The following is a 22,434-nucleotide window of genomic DNA, read 5'->3' as shown; positions in this document are numbered from 1 at the left end:
GTGCGACCACCCGCACCGGGGCGGGTGCTCGCGCATGCGGCGTGCGGGCGGTGTCTTCACTAGAGTGGTCCGCCGTGCCGGAGACCGACCCCACCCCCGTGAGCATCGTCGAGGTGCAGCGCGCCGTGACGGCGGAGCTGGACCGGCTGGGCCCGGTGATCGACGACCTGGGTCGCCTGTTCACCGAGGCCGGCCACGAGATCGCCCTCGTCGGTGGTCCGGTGCGCGACGCCATGCTCGGCCGCCGCCACAACGACCTCGACCTCACCACCTCGGCACGCCCCGAGGAGACCGAGCGGGTGCTCAAGGGCTGGGCCGAGGGCATGTGGGACGTGGGCCGCGAGTTCGGCACGATCGGCTGCCGCAAGGGCGACTTCCAGATCGAGGTCACCACCTACCGCTCGGAGTCCTACGACCCGTCGTCCCGCAAGCCCGACGTCGACTTCGGCGACAGCCTCGCCGGCGACCTCGGCCGCCGTGACTTCACCGTCAACGCGATGGCCGTGCGGCTGCCCGCGCGCACCGTCGAGGACCCCTTCGGCGGCGTGCTCGACCTGGCCCAGGGCCTGCTGCGCACCCCCGGCACCCCCGAGGCGTCCTTCTCCGACGACCCGCTGCGGATGATGCGCGCGGCCCGGTTCGCCGCCCAGCTCGGCTTCGACGTCGCTCCCGAGGTCGTCGCCGCGATGACCGCGATGGCCGACCGGATCGAGATCATTTCCGCCGAGCGGGTCCGCGACGAGCTGGTGAAGCTGGTGTGCGCCCGCTGGCCGCGGCGCGGCCTCACGCTGCTCGTGCAGACCGGGCTGGCCGAGCGCGTCCTGCCCGAGCTGCCGGCGCTGGCGCTGGAGCGCGACGAGCACCACCGGCACAAGGACGTCTACGAGCACACCCTCACCGTGCTCGAGCAGGCGATCGACCTGGAGGCCGAGCGGCTCGAGGGCCCCGACTTCGTCGCGCGCTTCGCCGCGCTCATGCACGACGTCGGCAAGCCGCGCACCCGCAAGTTCCTGGACGACGGCTCGGTGACGTTCCACCACCACGACGTCGTCGGCGCCAAGATGACCCGCAAGCGGATGAAGGCACTGCGGTTCTCCAACGAGGAGACCGAGCAGGTCAGCCAGCTCGTCGAGCAGCACCTGCGGTTCCACGGCTACGGCACCGGTGAGTGGACCGACTCCGCGGTGCGCCGCTACGTCCGCGACGCCGGCGACCAGCTGGAGCGTCTGCACGTGCTGACCCGCGCCGACTCGACCACGCGCAACAAGCGCAAGGCCGAGCGGCTCCAGCGCACGTACGACGACCTGGAGCGGCGCATCGCCGACCTGCGCGAGCGCGAGGAGCTGGACTCGATCCGCCCCGACCTCGACGGCAACCAGATCATGGAGATCCTGGGCATCGCACCCGGCCGCGAGGTCGGCGAGGCCTACACGTGGCTCCTCGAGCTGCGCATGGAAGAGGGCCCGCAGGAGCCCGAGGTCGCCCGGGAGAAGCTGCTCGCCTGGTGGGCCGCGCGGGGCTGAGCCTCAGCCCGGGCCGAGCGCGCGGCCGATGCCCTGCGCGGCCACCTGGAGCCCCGCCACCAGCCGGCTGCGCTGGAGCCGCTTGGGCGGCACGACCACCCCGAGGGCGGCGACGACGTCGGGACCCTCCTCCGTGCGGCGGAGCACGGGCACGGCGACGGAGGCCGCCCCGAGCGTCATCTCCTCGGACGTGGTCGCCCACCCGTCCCGGACGACGGCCTCCAGCTGCGTGCGCAGGACCCGCGCGTTGACCACCGTGTGCGGCGTGGAGCGGCGCAGCGGCCGGGCGAGCACCCGCTCCTGCACCTCGGCCGGCGCGTGGGCGAGCAGCACCTTGCCCACGCCGGTGGCGTGCAGCGGCAGCCGCGAGCCGACCTGGCTGACCACCGGCACCGAGGCGTGGCCGCGCAGCCGGTCGAGGTAGAGGCACTCCTCGCCGTCGCGCACCGCCAGGTGGACGGTGACGAGCGTGGCGGCGTACAGGTCGTGCAGGAACGGCGAGGCGGTCTCGACGAGGCCCGACTGCACGGGGGCGAGGTGCCCGAGGTCCCAGACCCGCCGGCCGATCGTGTACCGGCCCTCGGCGTCCCGGGCGAGCGCCCCGTGCGCGGTGAGCTCCCCGACGAGCCGGTGCGCGGTGGGCACCGGCACCCCGGCACGCCGGGCGAGCTCGGTCAGCCCCAGCCGGCGGTGGTGCTCGTCGAACGCGCCCAGCAGCGCCATCACGCGGGAGGTGACCGTGGCGCCGGGGGTCGAGGTGTTGCCGGCCATGCCCTCATGCTCTCACTGAGCGGAAGGCCCGAGCTGGGGCGTGAGCCCGGACCGGAGGTCGAGGAGGACGAGGTCCTGTCTCGAGGCCACCGGTCCGGGCCGGCGGGGCATGACGGGCAGTACTACCTAATCGGCGTCCGCGATGAACGCCTCGACCCGACGGCGTCCCTCGTCGTCCGGCAGCTGCACCGGGGGCGACTTCATCAGGTACGAGGACGCCGAGACGATCGGGCCGCCGATGCCGCGGTCCTTGGCGATCTTCGCGGCGCGCACGGCGTCGATGATGATGCCGGCGGAGTTCGGGGAGTCCCAGACCTCCAGCTTGTACTCCAGGTTCAGCGGCACGTCGCCGAACGCCCGACCCTCCAGGCGCACGTAGGCCCACTTGCGGTCGTCGAGCCACTCCACGTGGTCCGAGGGGCCGATGTGGACGTTGCGGTCGCTGATCTTGCCGGCCAGCTCGCCGGTGAGGTTCGAGGTGACCGCCTGGGTCTTGGAGGTCTTCTTCGACTCCAGGCGCTCGCGCTCGAGCATGTTCTTGAAGTCCATGTTGCCGCCCACGTTGAGCTGGTAGGTGCGGTCCAGCGCGACGCCACGGTCCTCGAACAGCTTCGCCATCACGCGGTGGGTGATGGTGGCGCCGACCTGGGACTTGATGTCGTCGCCGACGATCGGCACCCCCGCGTCCGTGAACTTCTTGGCCCACACCGGGTCGGAGGCGATGAACACGGGCAGCGCGTTGACGAACGCGACACCCGCGTCGATGGCGCACTGGGCGTAGAACTTGTCGGCCTCCTCCGAGCCCACGGGCAGGTAGGAGACGAGGACGTCGGCACCGGAGTCCTTCAGCGCCTGCACGACGTCGACCGGCTCGGCCGGCGACTCGTCGATGGTCTGGCGGTAGTACTTGCCCAGGCCGTCCATGGTCGGGCCGCGCTGCACCTCGACGCCGAGGGTCGGCACCTGCGCGAAGGTGATCGTGTTGTTCTGCGAGGCGCCGATGGCCTCCGAGAGGTCCTTGCCGACCTTGAGGTCGTCGACGTCGAACGCAGCCACGAACTCCACGTCACCGACGTGGTACGGGCCGAGCTCGACGTGCATGAGGCCCGGGACCGTGGTCCGCGGGTCGGCGTCGGCGTAGTAGGTCACGCCCTGGACGAGGGAGCTGGCACAGTTGCCGACTCCCGCGATGGCGACGCGAACAGAACCCATGTGGGTGTCCTTTCTCAGGTGCGGTCCGGCGGGCCCCCGTCCGGGGTGCCCGCCGGCAGGTGGGCGCCATCCACGGGTCCGGGCTGCCCACCGCGCCGCTCGGCGTCGATGAGCCGGGAGAGCCAGTCCACCTCGCGCTCGACCGACTCCACGCCGTGCCGCTGGAGCTCGGCCGCGTAGCGGTCGACCTCCTTCTGGGTGCGCGCGAGGTCGGCCTGCACGCGGTGCAGGCGCTCCTGGAGCCGGCTGCGTCGTCCCTCGAGGACCCGCAGTCGGCTCTCCATGTCCGTCCGGCCGAAGAATGCGAACCGCACGCCAAAGGTCTCGTCCTCCCAGGCGGTCGGTCCTACCTCGGTCATCAGGTGCTCGAACCTGTGATGGCCGTCGTCCGTGAGCTGGTACGTGATGCGGGGTCGGCGGCTCGGGCGGACGCTCCCGAGCTCGGCCTCCTCGATGAGGCCGGTGCGCAGCATCTTCTTGAGCGTGGGGTAGAGCGACCCGTAGGAGAGGACGCGACCCCAGCCCAGCATGAGGTTGAGCCGCTTGCGCAGCTCGTAGCCGTGCATCGGGCCCTCGTGCAGCAGCCCGAGGACCGCCAGCTCGATGGTCTCCGCACGGCGTGTCACACGACGTATCGTATTGATATATCCGTGTGGCGCTAGTCACCCGTCCTGAGAATCTGCCGAGATCCGCAGGCTCCGCGGACGTGAGGCTCGTCGCCCTCGCGGAGGGGGGAGTCCCGGGTGCGTGTGCGTACCCTGAACGACGGTCCGGGGTCAGCGCCCCGGCGAGGCGCGCCCGTTCTGGAGCGTCCTCGGGGCCGCTCCCGGCCCCGACCCACCCTGTCCCCGAACGACGGAGCACGACGAAGTGAGTGGCAAGCGACGGGCCGAGGGGCCCCCGGTCACCAAGGCGCCGAAGCCGCCGAAGCCGAAGCGCTCGTGGAAGCGGCGCCTGCTGAGCGTCGTCAAGTGGGGCCTCGTGGCCGGGCTGGTGCTGGCGCTGGTCGGCGTCGGCTCGCTCGTCTACCTCTACCAGGTCACCGAGCTGCCCGACCCGAACGAGGACTTCGAGACGCAGACGTCGTTCGTCTACTACGCCGACGGCTCCTCGCAGATCGGTCAGTTCGCCACCCAGGACCGCACCTCGATCTCCTACGACGAGATGCCGCAGAACATGAAGGACGCGGTGGTCGCGGCCGAGAACCAGACCTTCTGGACCGACTCGGGCATCGACTTCAAGGGCATCCTGCGCGCGGTGGTCAACAACGCGGCCGGCAACGACACCCAGGGCGCGTCCACGATCACCCAGCAGTACATCAAGATCATGTACCTGACCCAGGAGCAGTCCTACAGCCGCAAGCTGAAGGAGGCCCTGCTCGCGCTGAAGCTGCAGCGCCAGGTCAGCAAGTCCGAGCTGCTGGCCAACTACCTCAACACCATCTACTTCGGTCGCGGCGCCTACGGCGTGCAGGCGGCCGCCCAGGCCTTCTTCGCCAAGGACGCGGCGGACCTGACGCTGCGCGAGTCCGCCGTGCTCGCCTCGGTGATCAACAACCCGACCCGGTTCGACCCCGCCAACGGCAAGGAGAACCGGCAGGCGCTGATCGGCCGCTACGAGTACACGCTGAACTCGATGGCCAAGCTCGGCTCCATCACCCAGCAGCAGGCCGACCAGGCCAAGAAGCGACTGCCCGCCTTCCCGAAGATCGAGGGCGAGAGCACCTACGGCGGCCAGCGCGGCCACATGCTCACCCTGGTGAAGAAGGAGCTGCTCCAGCTCGGCTACACCGAGGACCAGATCGACGGCGGCGGCCTGCGGGTCACCACCACCCTCACGCAGAAGGCCATGCGCGCCGCCGAGCGCGGGGTGCGCGAGGCCAAGCCGGAGGGCATGAAGAAGAACAAGAAGCTGCACGTCGCGGTCGCCAGCGTCGAGCCCGGCACCGGCGCGCTGCGCGGCTTCTACGGCGGCCAGGACTACCTGGAGTCCCAGATCAACTGGGCCACCGCCGGCGGCATGGTCGGCTCCACGATGAAGCCGATCACCCTCGCCACGGCGCTGAGCCAGGGCTTCTCGCTGAAGGACACCTTCGACGGCAACAGCCCGTTCGAGTTCCCCGACGGCCTCGAGGTGCGCAACGAGGGCACCGGCTACGACGGCCTGGGCAACGACTACGGCTCGGCCATCAACGCGATCTACGCCCTCGAGCAGTCGGTCAACACCGCCTTCGTCGACATGTCCGCCGCGATGGACAACGGCCCGCAGAAGATCTACCGGATGGCCGAGAAGATGGGCATCCCGCCGAACGAGGCCGACCAGCGCTACCCCGGCATGCCGAGCACCAGCCGCGACTTCAACAGCGACGACACGCTCCTGACGCTGGGCAAGGCGCGGATCAGCGCGATCAACATGGCCAACGCCTACGCGACCATCGCCAACGGCGGCGTCCGGGCGAACGTGCACGTCGTGCAGAAGGTCGAGCTCGCCGACGGCAGCGTCGACTACCGCTACGACGCCGACGACACCACGCGTGCCATGAGCGCGGACGTCGCCGCCGACACCGCCTACGCCATGCAGCAGGTCGTCAACAACGGCACCGGCCGCACCGCCCTGGCGCTGGGCCGCCCGGTCGGCGGCAAGACCGGCACGGCCACCAACGACAAGGACCAGGTCTCCTCCGCGTGGTTCGTGGGCATGACCCCGAACATGGCCACGGCCGTCATGTACGTCCGCGGTGACGGCGACGACCAGCTGGACGGCTGGCTGCCCTCCTACTTCGGCTCCGCCTACCCGGCCTCCACCTGGGAGGCGGTCATGGAGCGGCTGATGGAGGGCGTCGAGGTCGAGGACTTCCCGGAGCCCGCCTACGTCGACGGCGACGCGCCCGAGGGCCACGAGCCCACCACCTCCGCGCCGACCCCGACGGAGTCCGAGTCGGCCAGCGAGTCGCCCAGCGAGTCCCCGTCCGAGAGCGCGAGCGAGACCCCCACGCCGACGCAGACCCCGTCGGCGACGGCCAGCGAGACGCCCACGTCCTCGCCCAGCCCCACGGACCCGACCGCGAGCGACTCGTGCGGCCTCGTCCTGTGCCCCAGCGACGGCTCCAGCGCCTCGTCCAGCCCCTCGCAGACCACGCAGCCGAGCGGCAGCGCCTCGGCCGCGGGCCAGCAGGGGCGGACGACGGCCGAGCGCCGTCGTCGTCAGCGCCGCCGCTCCGGCCGCCGGCGCACCGGTGGCCGCACGGGTGCGGCCGCATGAGCACTGGCACCGCGTGAGCGTCTCTGGTGGGGTGGGCCCCGTGCCCGGTAGCCAGGAGCGCGGCGACGCGCACGTCCACCCCACCCAGGACGACCCCGTCGCCGGGCGGCTGAGCGAGGCCCTCGGGGGCCCGGTCGGCTCGCGGGCCGGGCGGCACCCCTGGTGGACGCCGGTGCGCGTGCTGCTCGCGATCACCGCGATCACCTTCGCGCTGGGGATGCTGCAGAAGGCGCCCTGCTACGAGAACACCTGGACCGACGGCACGACGCGCTACACGCACATGTGCTACTCGGACCTGCCCTACCTCTACACCGGACGCGGCCTCGCGGAGCTGGCCTGGCCGTACTCGACCGACGAGGACGTCCGCGACCGCTACCCGCAGGTGATGGAGTACCCGGTCGGGATCTCCTACTGGGCCTGGGGCACGGCCGTGGCCGCGCAGTGGCTGGCCGGGGCCACCGGCGACGTACCGGACCTGGACGCCCGGTCAGCGCTCTCCGTGGACCAGCTCTTCGGCGACCTCGACGTGCAGCGGGAGATCCGCGGCTACGTCATCGTCAACGCGGCCGGGTTCGCGCTGCTGACGCTCCTGGCGGTGTGGCTGCTGGCCGGGGTCTCCCCGGGGCGGCCGTGGGACGCGGTGTTCATGGCCGCGAGCCCTGCCCTGCTGCTCACGGCGCTGGTCAACTGGGACCTCGTGGCGGTCGTGCTCGTCGCCGGCGCGCTGTGGGCGCACGCGCGGGGCCGACCGGTGCTCACCGGCCTGATGATCGGGCTGGGCACGGCGACCAAGCTGTACCCGCTGTTCCTGCTCGGCGCGGTGCTGGTGCTCGCCCTGCGACGCGACCGGCGCCCCGGCCCCCGCGGCACGATCGACCCGGCCGCGGTGCCCCGGCGCGACCTGGCCGGCTTCGGGCTGACCACGCTGGCCGCGGTCGCGGCCTGGGTCGTGGCCCAGGTGCCGGCCCTGCTCGGCGGCACCGGCCCCTGGACCGTCTTCTGGTCCTTCAACGACGACCGGGGCGCCGACCTCGGCTCCCTCTGGCTGGTCGCGCAGCAGGCCTCGGGCACGACGATCGACATCGGCCTGATCAACGACGTCTCGCTGGTCTTCTTCGCGGCCTGGTGCGTGGGCGTGCTGGTGCTCGGGCTGGTGGCGCCCGAGCCGCCCCGCCTGGCCCAGCTCGGGTTCCTGCTGGTGGCCGGCTTCCTGCTGGTCAACAAGGTCTACTCGCCCCAGTACGTGCTCTGGCTGCTGCCGCTGGCGGCGCTGGCCCGGCCGCGGTGGCGCGACCAGGTCGTGTGGCAGGGCACCGAGGTGCTCTACTTCGCCTTCGTCTGGTGGTACCTCGGCGGCTTCCTGGCCCCCGCGGGCGGCGGTGACGCCGGCTTCTACTGGCTCGCGATCGTGCTGCGGGTGCTGGGCGAGGTCTACCTCGTCAGCCTCGTCGTCCGCGACGTGCTCAGCCCGCGCCACGACCCGGTGCGCGGGCCCGTGGCCGGCCGGCTCGCCGCGCCACGGCTGCGCTCGCGGCTGCCCGTCCGGGCCTGAGGCCGGGCGGGCCGGGCGTCAGAGGGTCAGGGCCTCAGCCCTCGATCACGACCTCGTCGAAGGACGTGGTGGTGAACCGGACCCGCACGTCGACGGTGTCGCCCACCGCCGGGACGCGGGAACCGGTGGGCACGAACAGCATGGAGGCCTGCATGTGCGGCGGCTCCGCGAAGAGCCGCTGCGTGCCGTCGATGCTGAACGGGCTGCGCACCAGGCCGAGCGCGTCCAGCCCGCCGCGGGCCAGGGTGCCTGCGCGGCCGCGCAGGTCGAGGGAGCCGGTGGGCGCCTCCAGCCCGATGCCGTGGGCGGTGCCGCCGGAGACGACGAGCAGGTGGCCGGAGCGGGGCGCCGTGCGACCGCGGTAGCCGTAGACGTCGCCGCGCTCGAGCGGGTGCACGTCGAGGACGTGCGCGCGCACGCGCAGGGCGTCGCGGTCGCCGAGCCACAGCCGGGTGCCGGTGCGGGGGCGGAAGGTGAGGTCGGGCCAGTCGTGCCGCAGCCGCCCGAGCTCGGAGTCGGTGAGGTGGCTGACCCACACGCGGTGGGCGCCGGCGTGCCCGTCGGCCGCCCCGGGCAGGTCCGCGCCGACGACGTCGGTGAGCAGGCGGTTGACCTGGGAGAAGTGGTCGCCCTGGGCGAGCGGCAGGTGCAGCGCCACGCCTTCCAGCCGGGCCGCGGGGTGGCGACGCAGGGCGGCGGAGGCCTCCCACAGGTCGCGGGCGCTGAACCCGTGGCGCAGCATGGTGGTGCTCCGCTCGAGCACGACGCGGGCGTCGGGACGGCGGGTGAGCAGGTCCTCGACGTCCTCGAGGCGACCCAGGGTGTGGATGACGCGGCGGCCGAGGCGCTCGTGCTCGAGCACGTCCAGCGCGGCACCGAACGGGCGCCAGGGGGTGAGCACGAGCAGGTCGCCGTCGAAGCGGGAGGCGACCTCGCCCAGCTCCTCGTAGGTACCCACGGCCAGGGTGTCCGCGACGCCCGGGTCCAGCGGGGTGCCGGCGCTGCCGGTGTCGCCCGCGACGGCGCGCTCGTGCAGCCACTGGGCCCGGCGGGCGAGCCGGCCGAGGCCGAAGCCGTAGCCGTTGCCCTTGGCCACGGGCACGAGCCCGGGCAGCGCCGCGGCGACGTCGAGCAGGTGCGTGCGCCAGCGGGCGCCGTCGACGGTGAGGGAGAGGCTCACGGCAGGGTCACCGCCGACCCATGTAGAGGTCGAACGCCTTGTAGAGCAGCGGGTTCAGCGGCAGGTCCCACTCGCCGGCCAGCTCCACGGCCTCACCGCCGGTGCCGACCTTGAACTGGATCAGGCCGACGTGGCTGTCGTCGGCGTCCAGGGTGTCGGTGATGCCGCGCAGGTCGTAGACGTGGGCGCCGTGGGCGAGCGCGTCGCGGATCATCGCCCACTGGATCGCGTTGGAGCCGCGCACGTCGCGCTTCTCGGTGGAGGAGGCGCCGTAGGAGTACCAGGCGTGGGTGCCGACCCGCACCGAGATCGTGGAGGCGACCAGGTCGCCCTCGTGCCGGGCGGTCCAGATCCGCAGCCGGTCGTCCTGCCCGAGCGCCTCGCCCTCGCCGGCCAGCGCCTCGACCATGGTGCGGAAGTAGGAAAGGGGACGCGGGGTGAAGTGGTCGCGCTCGGCCGTGTGCACGTAGAGCTGGTGGAAGTCGGCCAGGGCCTCGAGGGTCTCGGCGACCCCGGAGGTGCAGGCGACCTCGACGCCCAGCTTGTCGGCCTTCTTGATGTTGCGCCGCCACAGCTGGTTCATGCCCTTGAGGACCTCGTCCTCGGTGCGGGGGGTGCCGTCGGCGCGGGTCAGCGGCACCTGGAACACGTACTGCGGCTGGCCCGCCGCGAAGCCGCCCTCGGCCACCTGCGCGCGCCAGCCCAGCTCGGTGAGCTGGGAGACCACGCGGGCGCCCTCGGCGCTGCGCTCGCTCGGTGCCATGTCGTGCAGGCGGCGCACCGCCTCGTCCGCGACGCCCTCCTTGACCTGCTTGGCGTCCCAGCGCGAGAGCACCACCGGCGGGCCGATCCGCACGGCGAACGCGCCGCGACCCTTCAGGTGCGCGGCCAGGGGCGGCAGCACCGAGCGCAGGTCGCGGTCCCAGTCGTCGAGGACGGGCCCCTCCGGCACGTAGGCCAGGTAGCGGCGCACCTTGGGCAGCTGCCGGTAGAGGACCAGCGCGACGCCGACGAGTCGCTCGCCGCCGTCCGGGCCCTGCTCGAGGAACCCGACGGACTCGCGGCGCCACTCCGCCTTGACCCGGCCCCAGGCCGGGGTCTGGAGGAAGCTGGCCGCGGGGCGGGACTCGAGGAAGGCGAGGTGGTCCGCGGGGTCGATCTCGGCGACGCGCAGCGTCGGCGGGGGAAGGGTCTCGGCGGGCACGGCGGTGACGTTACAGCCGGGCGCGCAGGGCCTCGAAGTCCGCCAGGTGCTCGGCGGCGCCGCCCGGGGTCTCGAGGACGACGGGGGCGCCGGCGGCCCGCAGCACGTCGGCGAGCACGTCGGCACCGATGGCCCCGGCCCCGACGTTGGCGTGCCGGTCGGCGCCGGAGTCGAACTCGTCGCGCGAGTCGTTGCAGTGCACCAGGTCGATGCGGCCGGTCAGCGCCTTCACCTGCTCGACCACGTCGCCCAGCTCGATGCCGCCGGCGTGCGCGTGGCAGGTGTCGAGGCAGAAGCCGACCTGCTCGAACCCCTCGGCCTTGCTGACCGCCTCCCACACGCCCGCGATGCGGTCGAGCCGCCGGGCCATGGCGTGGTCGCCGCCGGCGGTGTTCTCGATCCAGACCGGGACCTTGAGGTCGGTGGCCTCGATCGCCTTGCGCCAGTTGTCGAAGCCCTTCGCCGGGTCGTCGGTCTTGTTCACGTGCCCGCCGTGCACCACGACACCGATCGCCCCGATCTCGGCCGCGGCGTCCACGTGCTGCTGGAGCAGCTTGCGGCTGGGGATGCGGATCCGGTTGTTCGTGGTGGCCACGTTGACGATGTAGGGGGCGTGCACCACCACCTGCACGCCGGCCTCCTGCGCGGCCGCCCGGAGCGCCTCGGCGCCGCCGGGGTACTCCACGACGGGGCCCTTGTAGGACTGCGGGTCGCCCAGGAACATCTGCACCAGCGTGGTGCCGCGCGCGGCGGCCTCGGCGATCGGGTCGGTCTGGTCGACGTGGGCGCCCAGCAGGGGCCCGGTGGGTGCGGTGGTGCTCATGGCCCGAAGCGTAGGAGACGGCACCGTCACCCGGGCTGCTCGTCGCTCCCCTCGCCGCCCACGAGCCAGCGGACCCACCAGCGGTGCCGGTGGCCGGCCTCGTCCCGGTCCTCCTGCGCGCGGGGCGACCCGGCCACGGCCACCTCGCCGGGCGGCTCGGGGTCGGGCCCGAGCCGGTCGGGCACCCACGGCGGTCGGAGGTCCTCGGCCCACGGGGCGGACGGCGGCACCCCGGCCGCCTGGAGCATCGACCGGGCCTCGCGGGCCGAGAGGGGACGTTCGTCGGGGTCCTCGGCGGTCAGCTCGGCGACCAGGTCGGCCAGCGGGCCCGCCACGGTGGGCTGCGGCGGCTCCGAGCCGTGGCCGGGCGGCGGTGCCCCCGTGAGCAGCTCGCGTGCCACGACCCCCGCGGAGTACAGGTCGGCCCGCGGGTGCGGTGGCGCGCCGTCGTCCTGCTCGGGGCTGGCGTAGCCGGGGGTGCCGAGCAGGATGCGCCCACGGCCGTGGGCGCGGGTGGCGAGGCCGAAGTCGGCGAGGAGCAGGTGCGGACGCCCCGAGCCGGTGGGCCGCAGCAGCAGGTTGGTGGTGGTGACGTCGCGGTGCACCAGCCCGGCCGCGTGCACGGCCACCAGGGCGTCGAGGAGCTGGTCGAGCAGCACGGCCACGAACGGTGTCGGCAGCGGGCCGTGGTCGGCCAGGAGCTGGGTGGCGGTGCCCCCACCGACCAGCGGCGCCGTGGCCCAGGGGCCCTCCGGGGTGCGGACGTGGTCGAGCAGGCCGAGCACGTGGGGGTGCTCGACGATCGCCCGGCCGACCTCGGCGGGCTCCAGGGGAGCGGCGGCGACCCAGCGTCCGACCTCGAGGTCGAAGGCCCGCCAGACGGGGCCGAGGGAGCCCTCGCCGACCGGGTCGCGCAGCACGAGCCGACCCGCCAGGACGGAGCCGGCCACGGGCGTGGTGGGCCGCTTCTCGTCGGCGGGAGGGGTGGTGGCACTGGTCACGGGGTGGTTGTACCCCTGATCAGGCAGGATCAGTCGGACGACCCGCGTGGGCGCCGCGTCGGGGCGCGTCGGGGAGCCCGTCCCGTGGAATCGTGGGCGGCGCGCGCCCGCTGGTAGCCTGCACTGTCCTCACGTGAGCCTCCACCGACGGAAGTGCGAGCGCGAGGAACCCCGCTGTCGGCCGTGCGGCCGCTGCCGGGGATCGCAAGCCCTCCTGCCACGGAGAGACCGTGGCCGCTGAGTCCAGAGGAGGAGGAGACGCTGTGCGTGCCTATGAAGTGATGGTCATCCTCGAGCCGAGCCTCGACGAGCGCACCATCCAGCCGTCGCTGGAGAAGTACCTCTCCGTCGTCACCAACGACGGTGGTTCCGTGGAGTCGATCGACGTGTGGGGCCGCCGCCGGCTCTCGTACGAGATCAAGAAGAACTCCGAGGCGATCTACGCGGTCATCTCGCTCAAGGCCGAGCCCGCGACGGTCAAGGAGCTCGACCGTCAGTTCACCCTGAACGAGAGCATCCTGCGTACCAAGGTCCTCCGCCCCGAGGCTCACTGAGCCTCTCCGTCCGTCCGCGGCGCCGCTCGTCGGCGACGACGTGACGGACGGTTGTGGAAGACCTTCGCCGGGTGTCGGTGCGACAGGGCAGGATCGTCCTCGCACCGCGACCGGCACACACGACCAGTTGCCGACGCACTCACGTCGGCGCGTTGGGAGAATCCATGGCAGGCGAGACCGTCATCACCGTGATCGGGAACCTCGTCGACGACCCGGAGCTGCGCTTCACCCCGTCTGGGGCGGCCGTGGCGAACTTCCGGGTGGCGTCGACGCCCCGCACGTTCAACCGGCAGACCAACGAGTGGGAGGACGGCGAGAGCCTGTTCCTCTCCTGCGCGATCTGGCGGCAGGCCGCCGAGAACGTCGCCGAGTCCCTCCAGAAGGGCATGCGCGTCATCGTTCACGGCCGGCTGAAGCAGCGCTCCTACGAGACCCGCGAGGGTGAGAAGCGCACGGTCTTCGAGATGGACGTCGAGGAGGTCGGCCCGTCGCTGCGCAACGCGACGGCCAAGGTCGCCCGCATGTCCCGCGGCGGTGGGGGTGGCGGCTACTCCGGTGGCGGCCAGCAGTCCTCCGCGCCTGCCCAGCAGGCCAACGACCCCTGGGCCACCCCGGCACCGCAGCGCGGTGGCGGCGGAGGCGACTCCTGGGGCGGTGGCGGCGGCGGTTCGTCCCGCTCCGGCGGTGGCGACCCGTGGGGCGCTCCCGGCGTCGGTCAGGACGAGCCCCCGTTCTGACGGGGCCCGTCCACCAGCAGTACCCAGCTCATCAACCTCAACCATTCCGACCCGGTAGCCACTCCGGGGCGGGCTTCTAGAAAGGAAGCACCACAATGGCCAAGGCAGTGATGCGCAAGCCCAAGAAGAAGGTTTGCCAGTTCTGCAAGGAGAAGACGGGCGGTGTCGACTACAAGGACACCACCCTGCTCCGCAAGTTCATCTCCGACCGCGGCAAGATCCGCGCTCGCCGGGTGACCGGTAACTGCGTCCAGCACCAGCGCGACGTGGCGACCGCCGTCAAGAACGCCCGTGAGGTGGCCCTGCTGCCCTACACCTCGACCGGTCGCTGAGAAGGAGCCTGAGACATGAAGCTCATCCTCACCCAGGAGGTCACCGGTCTCGGTGGCCCCGGCGACGTCGTCGAGGTCAAGGACGGCTACGGCCGCAACTACCTCGTCCCCCGTGGCGTGGCCATCCGCTGGACCCGCGGTGCTGAGAAGACCGTCGAGTCCATCAAGGCCGCCCGCGGCGCCCGCGCCGTCCGCGACCTCGACCACGCGGTCGAGGTCAAGGGCAAGCTCGAGGCCGCTCAGGCCACGGTGTCCGTCAAGGCCGGTGCCGAGGGTCGTCTCTTCGGCTCCGTCACCCCCGCCGAGATCGCCGACGCCCTGGGCGCGGCCTCCGGCGAGTCGGTGGACAAGCGCACGATCGCGATCAAGAACCCGATCAAGTCGCTGGGCGCTCACACCGTGACCGTCCGCCTCCACGAGGAGGTCGCCGCCACGGTGACCGTCGAGGTCGTCAAGGCCTGACGCGTCGCTCGACGCAGCAGCATCCGACGAGGGTCGGGCCCCGCGAGGGGTCCGGCCCTCGTCCGCGTCCGGAGGGCTGCTGCTCAGGCGCCCGTGACCATCCAGGCGCCCGAGCGGTTGCGCAGGAGCAGGACGACGGCCCGCGCACCCATGAAGACGACGCTGAAGGCCGCCCAGACGGCGACGAGCCCGGCGAGGTGGCCGGCCAGCAGCACAGCGGGCAGGTAGACGACGAGCACCGCGAGCCCGCCCCAGGCGAGGTAGGAGCCGTCCCCGGCGCCGATGAGCACGCCGTCGAGCACGAACACGACGCCGGCGAGGGGCTGGAGGACGGCGGCGACGAGCAGCACCGGCACGAGCCGGTCGGCGACGGCCGGGTCGGGGGTGAAGAGCGGGCCGAGGAACGGGCTGGCCGCGGCGAGCAGGGCGCCCGTGGCGACCCCGCCGACGAGCCCCCAGCCGATCATCCGGCGGGTGAGTGCCCGGGTGCCTGCCAGGTCACCGGCGCCGAGGCTGCGGCCCGTGAGGGCCTGGGCGGCGATGGCCACCGCGTCCAGCACGAAGGCGAGGAACGTCCACAGCGTCATGGCCAGCTGGTGGGCGGCGAGGTCGACGTCGAGGGCGTTGCCGGTGGCGCCCAGCGTGACCGCTGCCGTCGTGGCGAGGAGCGCGGCGCGCAGGGTCAGCGTGCGCACCACGAGGGGGGCACCGGCCCGGGCGGCCGCGAGCACCCCGCCGGCGTCCGGGCGGAGGGGGGCGCCCTCGCGGCGGGCACCGCGCGCCACGACCACCACGAGGGCGGCGGCGGCACCGGCCTGGGCGAGCACCGAGCCCCACGCGGAGCCCGCGATGCCCCAGCCGAGGCCGTGCACGAGGAGCACGTTGAGCACGAGGTTGGCGACGTTGGCGACCACGGCGACGACGAGGGGCGTCCTGGTGTCCTGGAGACCGCGCAGCACGCCGGTGGCCGCCAGCATCAGCAGCAAGGGCGTCGTGCCCAGGAGCGCCGGGCGCAGGTAGGCGACGGCCTGGTCTCCGGTGGCCGCGGTGGGGTCGAAGAGACCGACGAGGAACGGGGCGAGGGGGATGGCGACCACGGTGGCCACCACGCCGATGAGCACGGCCAGCCAGAGCCCGTCGACGCCCTGGGCGAGCGCGCCCCGCCGGTCCCCGGCACCGAGGCGGCGCGAGACCGACGCGGTCGTGCCGTAGGCGAGGAAGACACAGACGCCGACGACAGTCTGGAGGAGGCCCGAGGCGATGCCCAGCCCGGCCAGCGGGGTGGTGCCCAGGCGCCCGACGACGGCCGCGTCGCCGAGCAGGAACAGCGGTTCGGCGACGAGCGCGAGGAACGCCGGCCAGGCCAGGCGGAGGATCTCCCGGTCGACCTCGCGACGGGTGGACGGCGCAGCGCTGGGGGTCGTCTCGCTCGGCACCGGACCAGGCTAGTCAGCGTCTCCGACCGCGACGCCGGACGCCCTCCAGCGGTGAGCCCTGGGGGTGAGGCACACCCCCGGGAGGGTCCCCACCTGCGGTTTCCTGAGAGGCCGATGAAGAATCTGCCCGGAACGGTGGAAAACTCCTGCCGATCGGTGGAAAACGTGCGTCGGGGAGCTTTGTCGACATGGCTGCACGGGGGCGTCCACGTGTCGGACGAGTGAACGCTCGCGGCCACAAATTCTTTTCCACACAGATCGGTGTCCTGTGAAACCGCAGGTCAGAGCGTCCGTTCACCACATTTGGGGACGAGGCTCCACAGAGTTCTCCCCAGCCTGTGGGCAGTGATCAACAGGGACTCCCCAGCCATCCCCACGTTCTCCACAGGACCTGTGGAGAACCAGCTTTTACGGGCCGCCCCCGAGGTCGTAACGTCCCGCCGGATGACGTCTCCGGGTGGTGCTCACCCGGAGCAGCCGACCGTCCCGGCGCCGCGCGTCCGCCCCTGCGTCCACCGCAGTGTCGGAGCAGCGACCTAGCCTGGCGGAGCAGGGACGTCGACGCCTCACGGACGGGAGCCGGGAACCGCATGAGCATCGCCGAGGAGACCCAGCGGAGCAGCGGCGAGCCGCCCTTCGAGGACTGGGGGGACGGCCCCGTCTCCTACGAGGCGGGGCAGCGTCCGACGTCCGGCGGCGGCGACCGCACGCCGCCGCAGGACATGGCGGCGGAGCAGTCCGTCCTGGGCTCGATGCTGATCTCCAAGGAGGCCATCTCCGAGGTCGGCGAGATCATCCGCGGCACCGACTTCTACCGCCCGGCGCACGAGTCGATCTTCGACGCGATCATCGACCTCTACGGGCGCAGCGAGCCCGCCGACATGATCACCGTCGCCCACGAGCTGCAGCGCCGCGGCGAGCTGCAGAAGATCGGCGGCGCCCCGTACCTGCACACGCTCTCGGCCAACGTGCCGATCGCGGCCAACGCGGGCTACTACGCGGAGATCGTGCGGGAGAAGGCGATCCTGCGGAAGCTCGTGGACGCCGGCACCAAGATCGTCCAGATCGGCTACGCCGGCGAGGGCGAGGTCGACTCGATCGTGGACGAGGCCCAGGCCGAGGTCTACAAGATCGCCGACAAGCGCAACGGCGAGGACTACGTGCCCCTCGCCGACATCATGGACGGCGTCCTCGACGAGATCGAGGCCATCGGCAACCGCGAGGCCGGCGTGTACGGCGTGCCGACGGGCTTCGCCGACTTCGACGACCTCACCAACGGCCTGCACGGCGGTCAGATGATCATCGTCGCGGCGCGACCCGCCATGGGTAAGTCGACGTTCGCCCTCGACCTGGTGCGGGCCGCGTCCATCCACAACGGGCTCGCCAGCGTCTTCTTCAGCCTGGAGATGACGCGCTCGGAGATCACCATGCGTCTGCTCTCCGCCGAGGCGAAGGTGCCGCTGAACCACATCCGCAACGGCAACATGACCGACGACGACTGGCAGAAGCTGGCCCGCAAGATGGGCGAGGTCTCCAGCTCGCCGGTCTTCATCGACGACTCCCCGAACATGACGATGATGGAGATCCGGGCGAAGGCCCGGCGCCTCAAGCAGCAGCACGACCTCAAGCTCATCGTGATCGACTACCTGCAGCTGATGAGCTCGGGCAAGAAGGTCGAGTCCCGCCAGCTCGAGGTCTCGGAGTTCTCCCGTCAGATCAAGCTCCTCGCCAAGGAGCTCGAGGTGCCGATCATCGCGCTCTCCCAGCTGAACCGTGGACCCGAGCAGCGAGGCGACAAGCGCCCGATGATGTCCGACCTGCGTGAGTCGGGATGCCTGACCGCGGACACCCGGTTGCTGCGAGCCGACGACAACAGCGAGATCACCCTCGGTGAGCTGATGGGCGCGGAGGCGACGGACGTCCCCGTGTGGGCGTTGGACGACCGCCTCAAGCTGGTACCGCGCACGCTCACCCACGCGTTCCCCAGCGGTCGCAAGCAGACGTTCGAGGTCACTCTGTCCTCCGGTCGGCGCGTGCGAGCCACCGGCAACCACCCGTTCCTGACCTACGACGGTTGGGTGCCGCTCGCTGAACTGACGGTCGGTTCGCGCGTGGGCTCCGTACGGCACGTGCCCCCGCCGCTGGAGATCACCCCGCGGGACCCCGACGAGATCGTCGTGCTGGCGCACCTGCTGGGCGACGGTTCGTTCGTGCGGCGGCAGCCGATCCGCTACGCCAGCATCGACGAGGCGAACCTTGCCGCCGTCACCGAAGCGGCGAGCCGGCGCTTCGGCATCACCGCTGTCCGGGACGACTACCCGGCGGCGCGGGTGACCACGCTTCGACTCCCGGCGCCGTACCGATTGGCTCGTGGACGAAGGAACCCGATCGCGGCCTGGCTCGACGAGGACGGCCTCTTCGGCCTGCGCAGTCACGAGAAGTTCGTCCCGACGTGGGTGTTCGGCCTGCCCAAGGAACAAGTCCGTCTGTTCCTGCGCCACCTGTGGGCCACCGACGGGTGCGTGCACCTCGACGAGAAGCGGCAGATGGGGCGTGTCTACTACGCCAGCACCAGCAGGCGGCTGGCGGACGACGTCGCCAGGCTGCTGGCCCGGTACAACGTGTTCACCCGGCTCAAGCGGGTGCGCAAGGACGGGTACCGCGACTCGTGGCACGTCCACGTCGTCGGGGTGGAGAACCAGCTCCGCTTCCTGGACGAGATCGGGGTGCACGGCGCCCGCTCCGAGGCTGTCGCTCGGGTGGCAGCCGCCATCCGCGACGTCCGACCCAACACGAATCTCGACACCGTCCCGACCCAGGTCTGGGACGACGTCCGGACGCTGCTCCAGGAGCGGAGCATGACGCACCGCGAGTTCGCTGCTGCCATGGGTACGTCGTTCGGCGGCTCCACGATGTGGAAGCACGCCCCGAGCAGGCAGCGCATGGTACGCGTGGCCGAGGTCCTCGACAGCTCCGACCTCGAGGTCCTCGCCACCAACGACGTCTACTGGGACGAGATCGCTTCCGTCGAGCCGATGGGTGAGGAGGACGTGTACGACGCGACCGTGCTGGGGGTCCACAACTTCGTCGCCAACGGCATCGCTCTCCACAACAGCATCGAGCAGGACGCCGACATGGTGATCCTGCTGCACCGCGACGACGTCTACGAGAAGGAGTCGCAGCGCCCCGGCGAGGCGGACCTGATCGTGGCCAAGCACCGCAACGGCGCGACCCGCGACATCGTCGTGGCCTTCCAGGGTCACTACTCCCGCTTCGTCGACATGGCGCACTGAGACCGACCAGACACGGCTGACCTGCACTTCTGGGAGCCGAGACCGTGCGGCGGGAGTAGTGTCAGGCATGCCCGACCGGACGCTCCGGGCGGTGCTCGGAGGTGCTCGGTGCGACGCGACATCCTGATCAGCAACCTGGTGGCCGGCGGGCTCGGCCTGGCGCTGCTCGTCCCTCTGGGAGCCTGGCCGCTGCTGTTGCTCGGCGTCCCGTACGTGCTCGCCGCGTCCACTTTCCTCGCCCGCGCCTACCGGAGGGAGACGATGACGATCCGGCAGGCGACGCTCGTCTGGGCGCTGCCCGGTCTCGCGAGCGCGCTGCTCTGGGCCGTGCTGCTGGGTCAGATCGACGGCTTCGGCGGTCCCGTCCTGGTGTGGGGCGCGGCGCTCGGTACCGGCCTCTACGTCGGGTGGCAGGCGTTGGCCCTGTTCCTCCGCACGCTGATGCCGAAGCGCCGCCCGGTGGAGCGCGTCCAGGCTCTCTGACCCCAGGCACCGTGACGGTGTGGCGAGCGGTGGTTGGTTGCACGTGAAACCAGTGGCGCCGGGCCCGCCCTCCGGTCACCCTCGAGTCATGACCGCCCTGCCGGCCCATCCGACCGCGGACGACCTCCGCGCACTGTGTCGGTCCTCGCCGTGGCGCTGGACGACGCTGCACCTCGTCCACCGTGAGGTGGGTGGCAAGGAGCGTCCCGGGGGTGACACCGAGGCGTGGGTCGTGCGGCCGGGGTGGACGCGCTGGGTCCGCGGTGACGCGTCCGGCGTCGAGACGGGGGTGCCCTACAGCCGGGTGACGATGTCCATCGGCGCCGGTGCGCCGGCCATCGAGCCCGGTCCGGGGCTCTCGCCCCAGGAGGTCGAGCCCGAACGACGCGACGACGGCCTGGTGCTGACGCGCCCGGGCCGGGTGGGACCACGCTGGGTCGACTACGACGACCCGCTGGTCGGGAGCTTCCGCTGGGTGGCGATGCTCGACCCCGTGGAGCTCGCGGCGGGCGTGGAGATGAGCGACGTCCGGGTCGAGCAGCGGGACGGCAGGCCCACCTGGGCCGCGACGCTGCGGCCGCACGACGGCTACCTGCCCCGCTGCGGAGGGGACTGCTGCGAGCTGCTGCCCAGCGTGGCGGGCCTGTTCTCCGAGGGCGAGGAGAACGTCCCGCACGACTGGCAGGAGCGCGCCTACCCCGAGGCCTTCGACGTCGCCGTCGACGTGGCCACCGGGGTGGCCGTCCGCGTCCGTGAGCTGGGTGGCGTCACGCCCGGGGCCGGCTTCGAGAACGACCTCCTGGCCGTCGACGCAGCCGTCGAGCGCTGAGCGTGGGGCGGCCCGGCCGCCGTAGGGTTGCCACATGGGCGTCAACGACCTCTCGGACGACGCCTTCACCGCGCTCTACGGCGACTGGGCCGGTCGCACCCCGACGGACGCCGTGGCCCTGATGACCGGCTACCCGGGCACCTGGTGGGTCGCCGGCGGGTACGCGGTCGAGGCGCTCACCGGCCCGCACCGCGGCCACCACGACCTCGACCTGGCCGTCCTCGGTGACGAGCTACCTCTGTTCCGACGGCACGTGGCCGGGCGGCTGGACTGCTGGAGCGCGACCAGCGGTGCGCTGGCGCCCCTGCTGCCGGACGACCGCCCGGACGGCACCGCCGCCGAGGTGCTGCCCGACGGGTGCGTCCAGCTCTGGACACGCCCCAGCGCGCGGCACCCCTGGGAGTACGACGTGCTCGTCGGGCCGGGCAGCGCGCGGGAGTGGGTCTACCGGCGAGACGAGCGCATCCGCATGCCCATGGCCGAGGCGCTGACCAGCGTGGACGGTGTTCCCTACCTACGCCCCGAGATCCAGCTGCTCTACAAGGCGCCCGGCCGACGACCGCAGGACGAGGCCGACCTGCGCGCCGCCCTCCCGCTGCTCGGCAGCACCGCCCGGGCGTGGCTGCACGAGACGCTGTCGTTCCTCGACCCCGAGCATCCCTGGCTGGCCGAGATCTAGGGTTCGGCGGTCTCGAGGATCGTCAGGAGCCGGTGGTCTCGAGACAGGACTTCGTCCTTCCTCAACCTCCGGCCGGCACAGGACTTCGTCCTTCCTCAACCTCCGGCCGGCAGGGGTCAGGCGCGGACGACCAGTGCGCCCGGCTGGACGACGAACACCGTCTCGGTGGCCTCGCCGAGCACGTCGCCGTCCACCTCGCAGGGCTGCGGCGACGGGGTGCGCAGGTGCACGACCTTGGCCCGCGAGCGCTCCAGCGACGGACCGTCCTTCCTGTGGCCCACGAGCACGCGGGCGGCGGTGCCGACCCAGTCGAAGAGGCCCTTCGGCGTCAGCACGGCCACGTCGAGGCAGCCGTCGTCCACCTCGGCGTCGGGGAGCAGCACCACGCCTCCGGTGAGCTCGCCGCAGGAGCCGACGACCACGGTGCGGGCCTCGACGTGCGACGGCTCGCCGCCGTCGAGCCAGACCTCCAGGTCGAAGGGATCGTCGATGAGGTGCTGGGCGCCGCTGGCCACGTAGGCGGCCCAGCCGGCCTTGGCCTTCACGTCCTCCGGGGCGTCGTCCATGACGTGGGCGTCGAAGCCGAGGCCCGCCATCACCGCGAACGCGTGCACGTTGTCGGCCGGTGCCGGCGGCTGCGGGTCGGCGAGGTCGGGTGACTGGCCGGGCGCCGGGTCGGCGACCAGCCAGCCCAGGTCGATGGTGCGGGTCGAGGAGCCGAGCGCCACCCGGGCCGCGTCCCCCAGGGAGGTCACGGGCAGGTCGAGGTTGCGGGCGAGCAGGTTGCCGGTGCCACCGGGCAGCAGACCGAGCGGCACGCCGCTGCCGGCCAGCTCCTGGGCAACGGCGCGCACGGTGCCGTCCCCGCCCAGCGCGCAGACCACGGAGGCGCCGGAGTCGACGGCGTCGCGGGTCTGGCCGAAGCCGGGGTCGTCCTCGGTGGTCTCCACCAGGCGCGGCTCGGGCACGCCGAGCTCGGCGGCCACGGCGGCCAGGCAGGAGCGCACCTCCTCGAGGTCCTCGACCTTGATCGGGTTCACGACGACGACGGGGACGCCGACCTGGGGCTCGCTCACGCGGGCAGGCTCCCAGAGCGTGCGGA

The 22,434-nt window shown here is 72.4% G+C and carries 20 protein-coding genes; 11 read left to right on the top strand and 9 right to left on the bottom strand.

Annotated features, from left to right (window positions below):
- The first annotated feature begins 74 nt into the window (after window positions 1–74).
- Window positions 75–1,523 carry a CCA tRNA nucleotidyltransferase gene (locus M8330_RS11745; RefSeq protein WP_250827475.1) on the top strand — a complete coding sequence of 483 codons (1,449 nt, stop codon included), beginning with the start codon at window positions 75–77 and terminating at the stop codon, window positions 1,521–1,523.
- A gap of 3 nt (window positions 1,524–1,526) precedes the next feature.
- On the opposite strand, the gene M8330_RS11740 is transcribed toward M8330_RS11745, so the two are convergent.
- From M8330_RS11740 to M8330_RS11730, 3 genes are all read right to left on the bottom strand, one after another.
- Window positions 1,527–2,294 (bottom strand): IclR family transcriptional regulator, encoded by a 768-nt coding sequence (locus M8330_RS11740; RefSeq protein ID WP_250827474.1) that lies wholly within the window; start codon window positions 2,292–2,294, stop codon window positions 1,527–1,529.
- A 126-nt stretch (window positions 2,295–2,420) separates the two neighbouring features.
- A complete protein-coding gene (locus M8330_RS11735; protein ID WP_250827473.1) occupies window positions 2,421–3,506 on the bottom strand; it encodes an inositol-3-phosphate synthase in 1,086 nt (361 codons plus the stop codon).
- Window positions 3,507–3,520: 14 nt separating this feature from the next.
- Window positions 3,521–4,132 carry a PadR family transcriptional regulator gene (locus tag M8330_RS11730; protein WP_250055850.1) on the bottom strand — a complete coding sequence of 204 codons (612 nt, stop codon included), beginning with the start codon at window positions 4,130–4,132 and terminating at the stop codon, window positions 3,521–3,523.
- A gap of 244 nt (window positions 4,133–4,376) precedes the next feature.
- On the opposite strand from M8330_RS11730, the gene M8330_RS11725 reads away from it, so the two are divergent.
- Complete coding sequence (locus M8330_RS11725; RefSeq protein ID WP_250827472.1) at window positions 4,377–6,767, top strand: transglycosylase domain-containing protein; 2,391 nt, start codon at window positions 4,377–4,379, stop codon at window positions 6,765–6,767.
- 40 nt (window positions 6,768–6,807) lie between these two features.
- Window positions 6,808–8,319, top strand: coding sequence for a glycosyltransferase family 87 protein (locus M8330_RS11720; protein WP_250827471.1), 1,512 nt, complete (start codon window positions 6,808–6,810; stop codon window positions 8,317–8,319).
- Window positions 8,320–8,353: 34 nt separating this feature from the next.
- Here the strand turns inward: M8330_RS11720 and M8330_RS11715 are convergent, their stop codons facing one another.
- From M8330_RS11715 to M8330_RS11700, 4 genes are read right to left on the bottom strand one after another with little or no spacing between them, the layout of a single operon-like run.
- Window positions 8,354–9,499 carry an alanine racemase gene (locus M8330_RS11715; protein ID WP_250827470.1) on the bottom strand — a complete coding sequence of 382 codons (1,146 nt, stop codon included), beginning with the start codon at window positions 9,497–9,499 and terminating at the stop codon, window positions 8,354–8,356.
- A gap of 7 nt (window positions 9,500–9,506) precedes the next feature.
- On the bottom strand, window positions 9,507–10,703 hold the full coding sequence (locus tag M8330_RS11710; protein ID WP_308196281.1) for a lipid II:glycine glycyltransferase FemX: 1,197 nt from the start codon (window positions 10,701–10,703) through the stop codon (window positions 9,507–9,509).
- Window positions 10,704–10,713: 10 nt separating this feature from the next.
- The gene (locus tag M8330_RS11705; protein WP_250827469.1) at window positions 10,714–11,526 is read right to left on the bottom strand and encodes a deoxyribonuclease IV; all 813 of its coding nucleotides are present in this window, start codon (window positions 11,524–11,526) and stop codon (window positions 10,714–10,716) included.
- Window positions 11,527–11,552: 26 nt separating this feature from the next.
- Window positions 11,553–12,527: a serine/threonine-protein kinase gene (locus tag M8330_RS11700; RefSeq protein WP_250827468.1), complete on the bottom strand. Its 975-nt coding sequence runs from the start codon at window positions 12,525–12,527 to the stop codon at window positions 11,553–11,555.
- A 263-nt stretch (window positions 12,528–12,790) separates the two neighbouring features.
- On the opposite strand from M8330_RS11700, the gene rpsF reads away from it, so the two are divergent.
- From rpsF to rplI, 4 genes are all read left to right on the top strand, one after another.
- Window positions 12,791–13,081: a 30S ribosomal protein S6 gene (rpsF, locus tag M8330_RS11695; RefSeq protein ID WP_250827467.1), complete on the top strand. Its 291-nt coding sequence runs from the start codon at window positions 12,791–12,793 to the stop codon at window positions 13,079–13,081.
- Window positions 13,082–13,245: 164 nt separating this feature from the next.
- On the top strand, window positions 13,246–13,818 hold the full coding sequence (locus M8330_RS11690) for a single-stranded DNA-binding protein (protein WP_250055836.1): 573 nt from the start codon (window positions 13,246–13,248) through the stop codon (window positions 13,816–13,818).
- 95 nt (window positions 13,819–13,913) lie between these two features.
- Window positions 13,914–14,150, top strand: coding sequence for a 30S ribosomal protein S18 (rpsR, locus tag M8330_RS11685; RefSeq protein WP_250055834.1), 237 nt, complete (start codon window positions 13,914–13,916; stop codon window positions 14,148–14,150).
- Between the two features lie 15 nt (window positions 14,151–14,165).
- The gene (gene rplI / locus M8330_RS11680; RefSeq protein ID WP_250055832.1) at window positions 14,166–14,612 is read left to right on the top strand and encodes a 50S ribosomal protein L9; all 447 of its coding nucleotides are present in this window, start codon (window positions 14,166–14,168) and stop codon (window positions 14,610–14,612) included.
- A gap of 83 nt (window positions 14,613–14,695) precedes the next feature.
- Here rplI and M8330_RS11675 read toward each other — a convergent pair whose 3' ends face one another.
- The gene (locus tag M8330_RS11675) at window positions 14,696–16,048 is read right to left on the bottom strand and encodes an MATE family efflux transporter (protein WP_250827466.1); all 1,353 of its coding nucleotides are present in this window, start codon (window positions 16,046–16,048) and stop codon (window positions 14,696–14,698) included.
- Window positions 16,049–16,638: 590 nt separating this feature from the next.
- Between M8330_RS11675 and M8330_RS11670 the strand changes: the two genes are divergently transcribed.
- The 4 genes from M8330_RS11670 (at window position 16,639) to M8330_RS11655 (ending at window position 21,332) form a co-directional block, all read left to right on the top strand.
- Window positions 16,639–19,341, top strand: coding sequence for a replicative DNA helicase (locus M8330_RS11670; protein WP_284704593.1), 2,703 nt, complete (start codon window positions 16,639–16,641; stop codon window positions 19,339–19,341).
- A 108-nt stretch (window positions 19,342–19,449) separates the two neighbouring features.
- A complete protein-coding gene (locus tag M8330_RS11665) occupies window positions 19,450–19,824 on the top strand; it encodes a hypothetical protein (RefSeq protein WP_250827465.1) in 375 nt (124 codons plus the stop codon).
- An 88-nt stretch (window positions 19,825–19,912) separates the two neighbouring features.
- Window positions 19,913–20,653: a hypothetical protein gene (locus M8330_RS11660; protein ID WP_250827464.1), complete on the top strand. Its 741-nt coding sequence runs from the start codon at window positions 19,913–19,915 to the stop codon at window positions 20,651–20,653.
- Window positions 20,654–20,687: 34 nt separating this feature from the next.
- Window positions 20,688–21,332, top strand: a complete 645-nt coding sequence (locus tag M8330_RS11655) for a hypothetical protein (protein ID WP_250827463.1) — start codon at window positions 20,688–20,690, stop codon at window positions 21,330–21,332.
- Between the two features lie 116 nt (window positions 21,333–21,448).
- On the opposite strand, the gene M8330_RS11650 is transcribed toward M8330_RS11655, so the two are convergent.
- Window positions 21,449–22,408, bottom strand: coding sequence for a diacylglycerol/lipid kinase family protein (locus M8330_RS11650; protein WP_250827462.1), 960 nt, complete (start codon window positions 22,406–22,408; stop codon window positions 21,449–21,451).
- Between the last annotated feature and the right edge of the window lie 26 nt (window positions 22,409–22,434).

The organism is Nocardioides bruguierae, from assembly GCF_023656415.1.
GTDB classification, from domain to species: domain Bacteria; phylum Actinomycetota; class Actinomycetes; order Propionibacteriales; family Nocardioidaceae; genus Nocardioides; species Nocardioides bruguierae.
This window is presented reverse-complemented; position numbering and strand designations above follow the sequence as displayed.

Coding starts and splice junctions, on each gene's coding strand:
- M8330_RS11655 (WP_250827463.1), top strand. CDS start 20,688: ATGGGCGTCAACGACCTCTCGGACGACGCCTTCACCGCGCTCTACGGC.
- M8330_RS11690 (WP_250055836.1), top strand. CDS start 13,246: ATGGCAGGCGAGACCGTCATCACCGTGATCGGGAACCTCGTCGACGAC.
- M8330_RS11660 (WP_250827464.1), top strand. CDS start 19,913: ATGACCGCCCTGCCGGCCCATCCGACCGCGGACGACCTCCGCGCACTG.
- M8330_RS11740 (WP_250827474.1), bottom strand. CDS start 2,294: ATGGCCGGCAACACCTCGACCCCCGGCGCCACGGTCACCTCCCGCGTG.
- rplI (WP_250055832.1), top strand. CDS start 14,166: ATGAAGCTCATCCTCACCCAGGAGGTCACCGGTCTCGGTGGCCCCGGC.
- rpsR (WP_250055834.1), top strand. CDS start 13,914: ATGGCCAAGGCAGTGATGCGCAAGCCCAAGAAGAAGGTTTGCCAGTTC.
- M8330_RS11705 (WP_250827469.1), bottom strand. CDS start 11,526: ATGAGCACCACCGCACCCACCGGGCCCCTGCTGGGCGCCCACGTCGAC.
- M8330_RS11670 (WP_284704593.1), top strand. CDS start 16,639: ATGAGCATCGCCGAGGAGACCCAGCGGAGCAGCGGCGAGCCGCCCTTC.
- M8330_RS11735 (WP_250827473.1), bottom strand. CDS start 3,506: ATGGGTTCTGTTCGCGTCGCCATCGCGGGAGTCGGCAACTGTGCCAGC.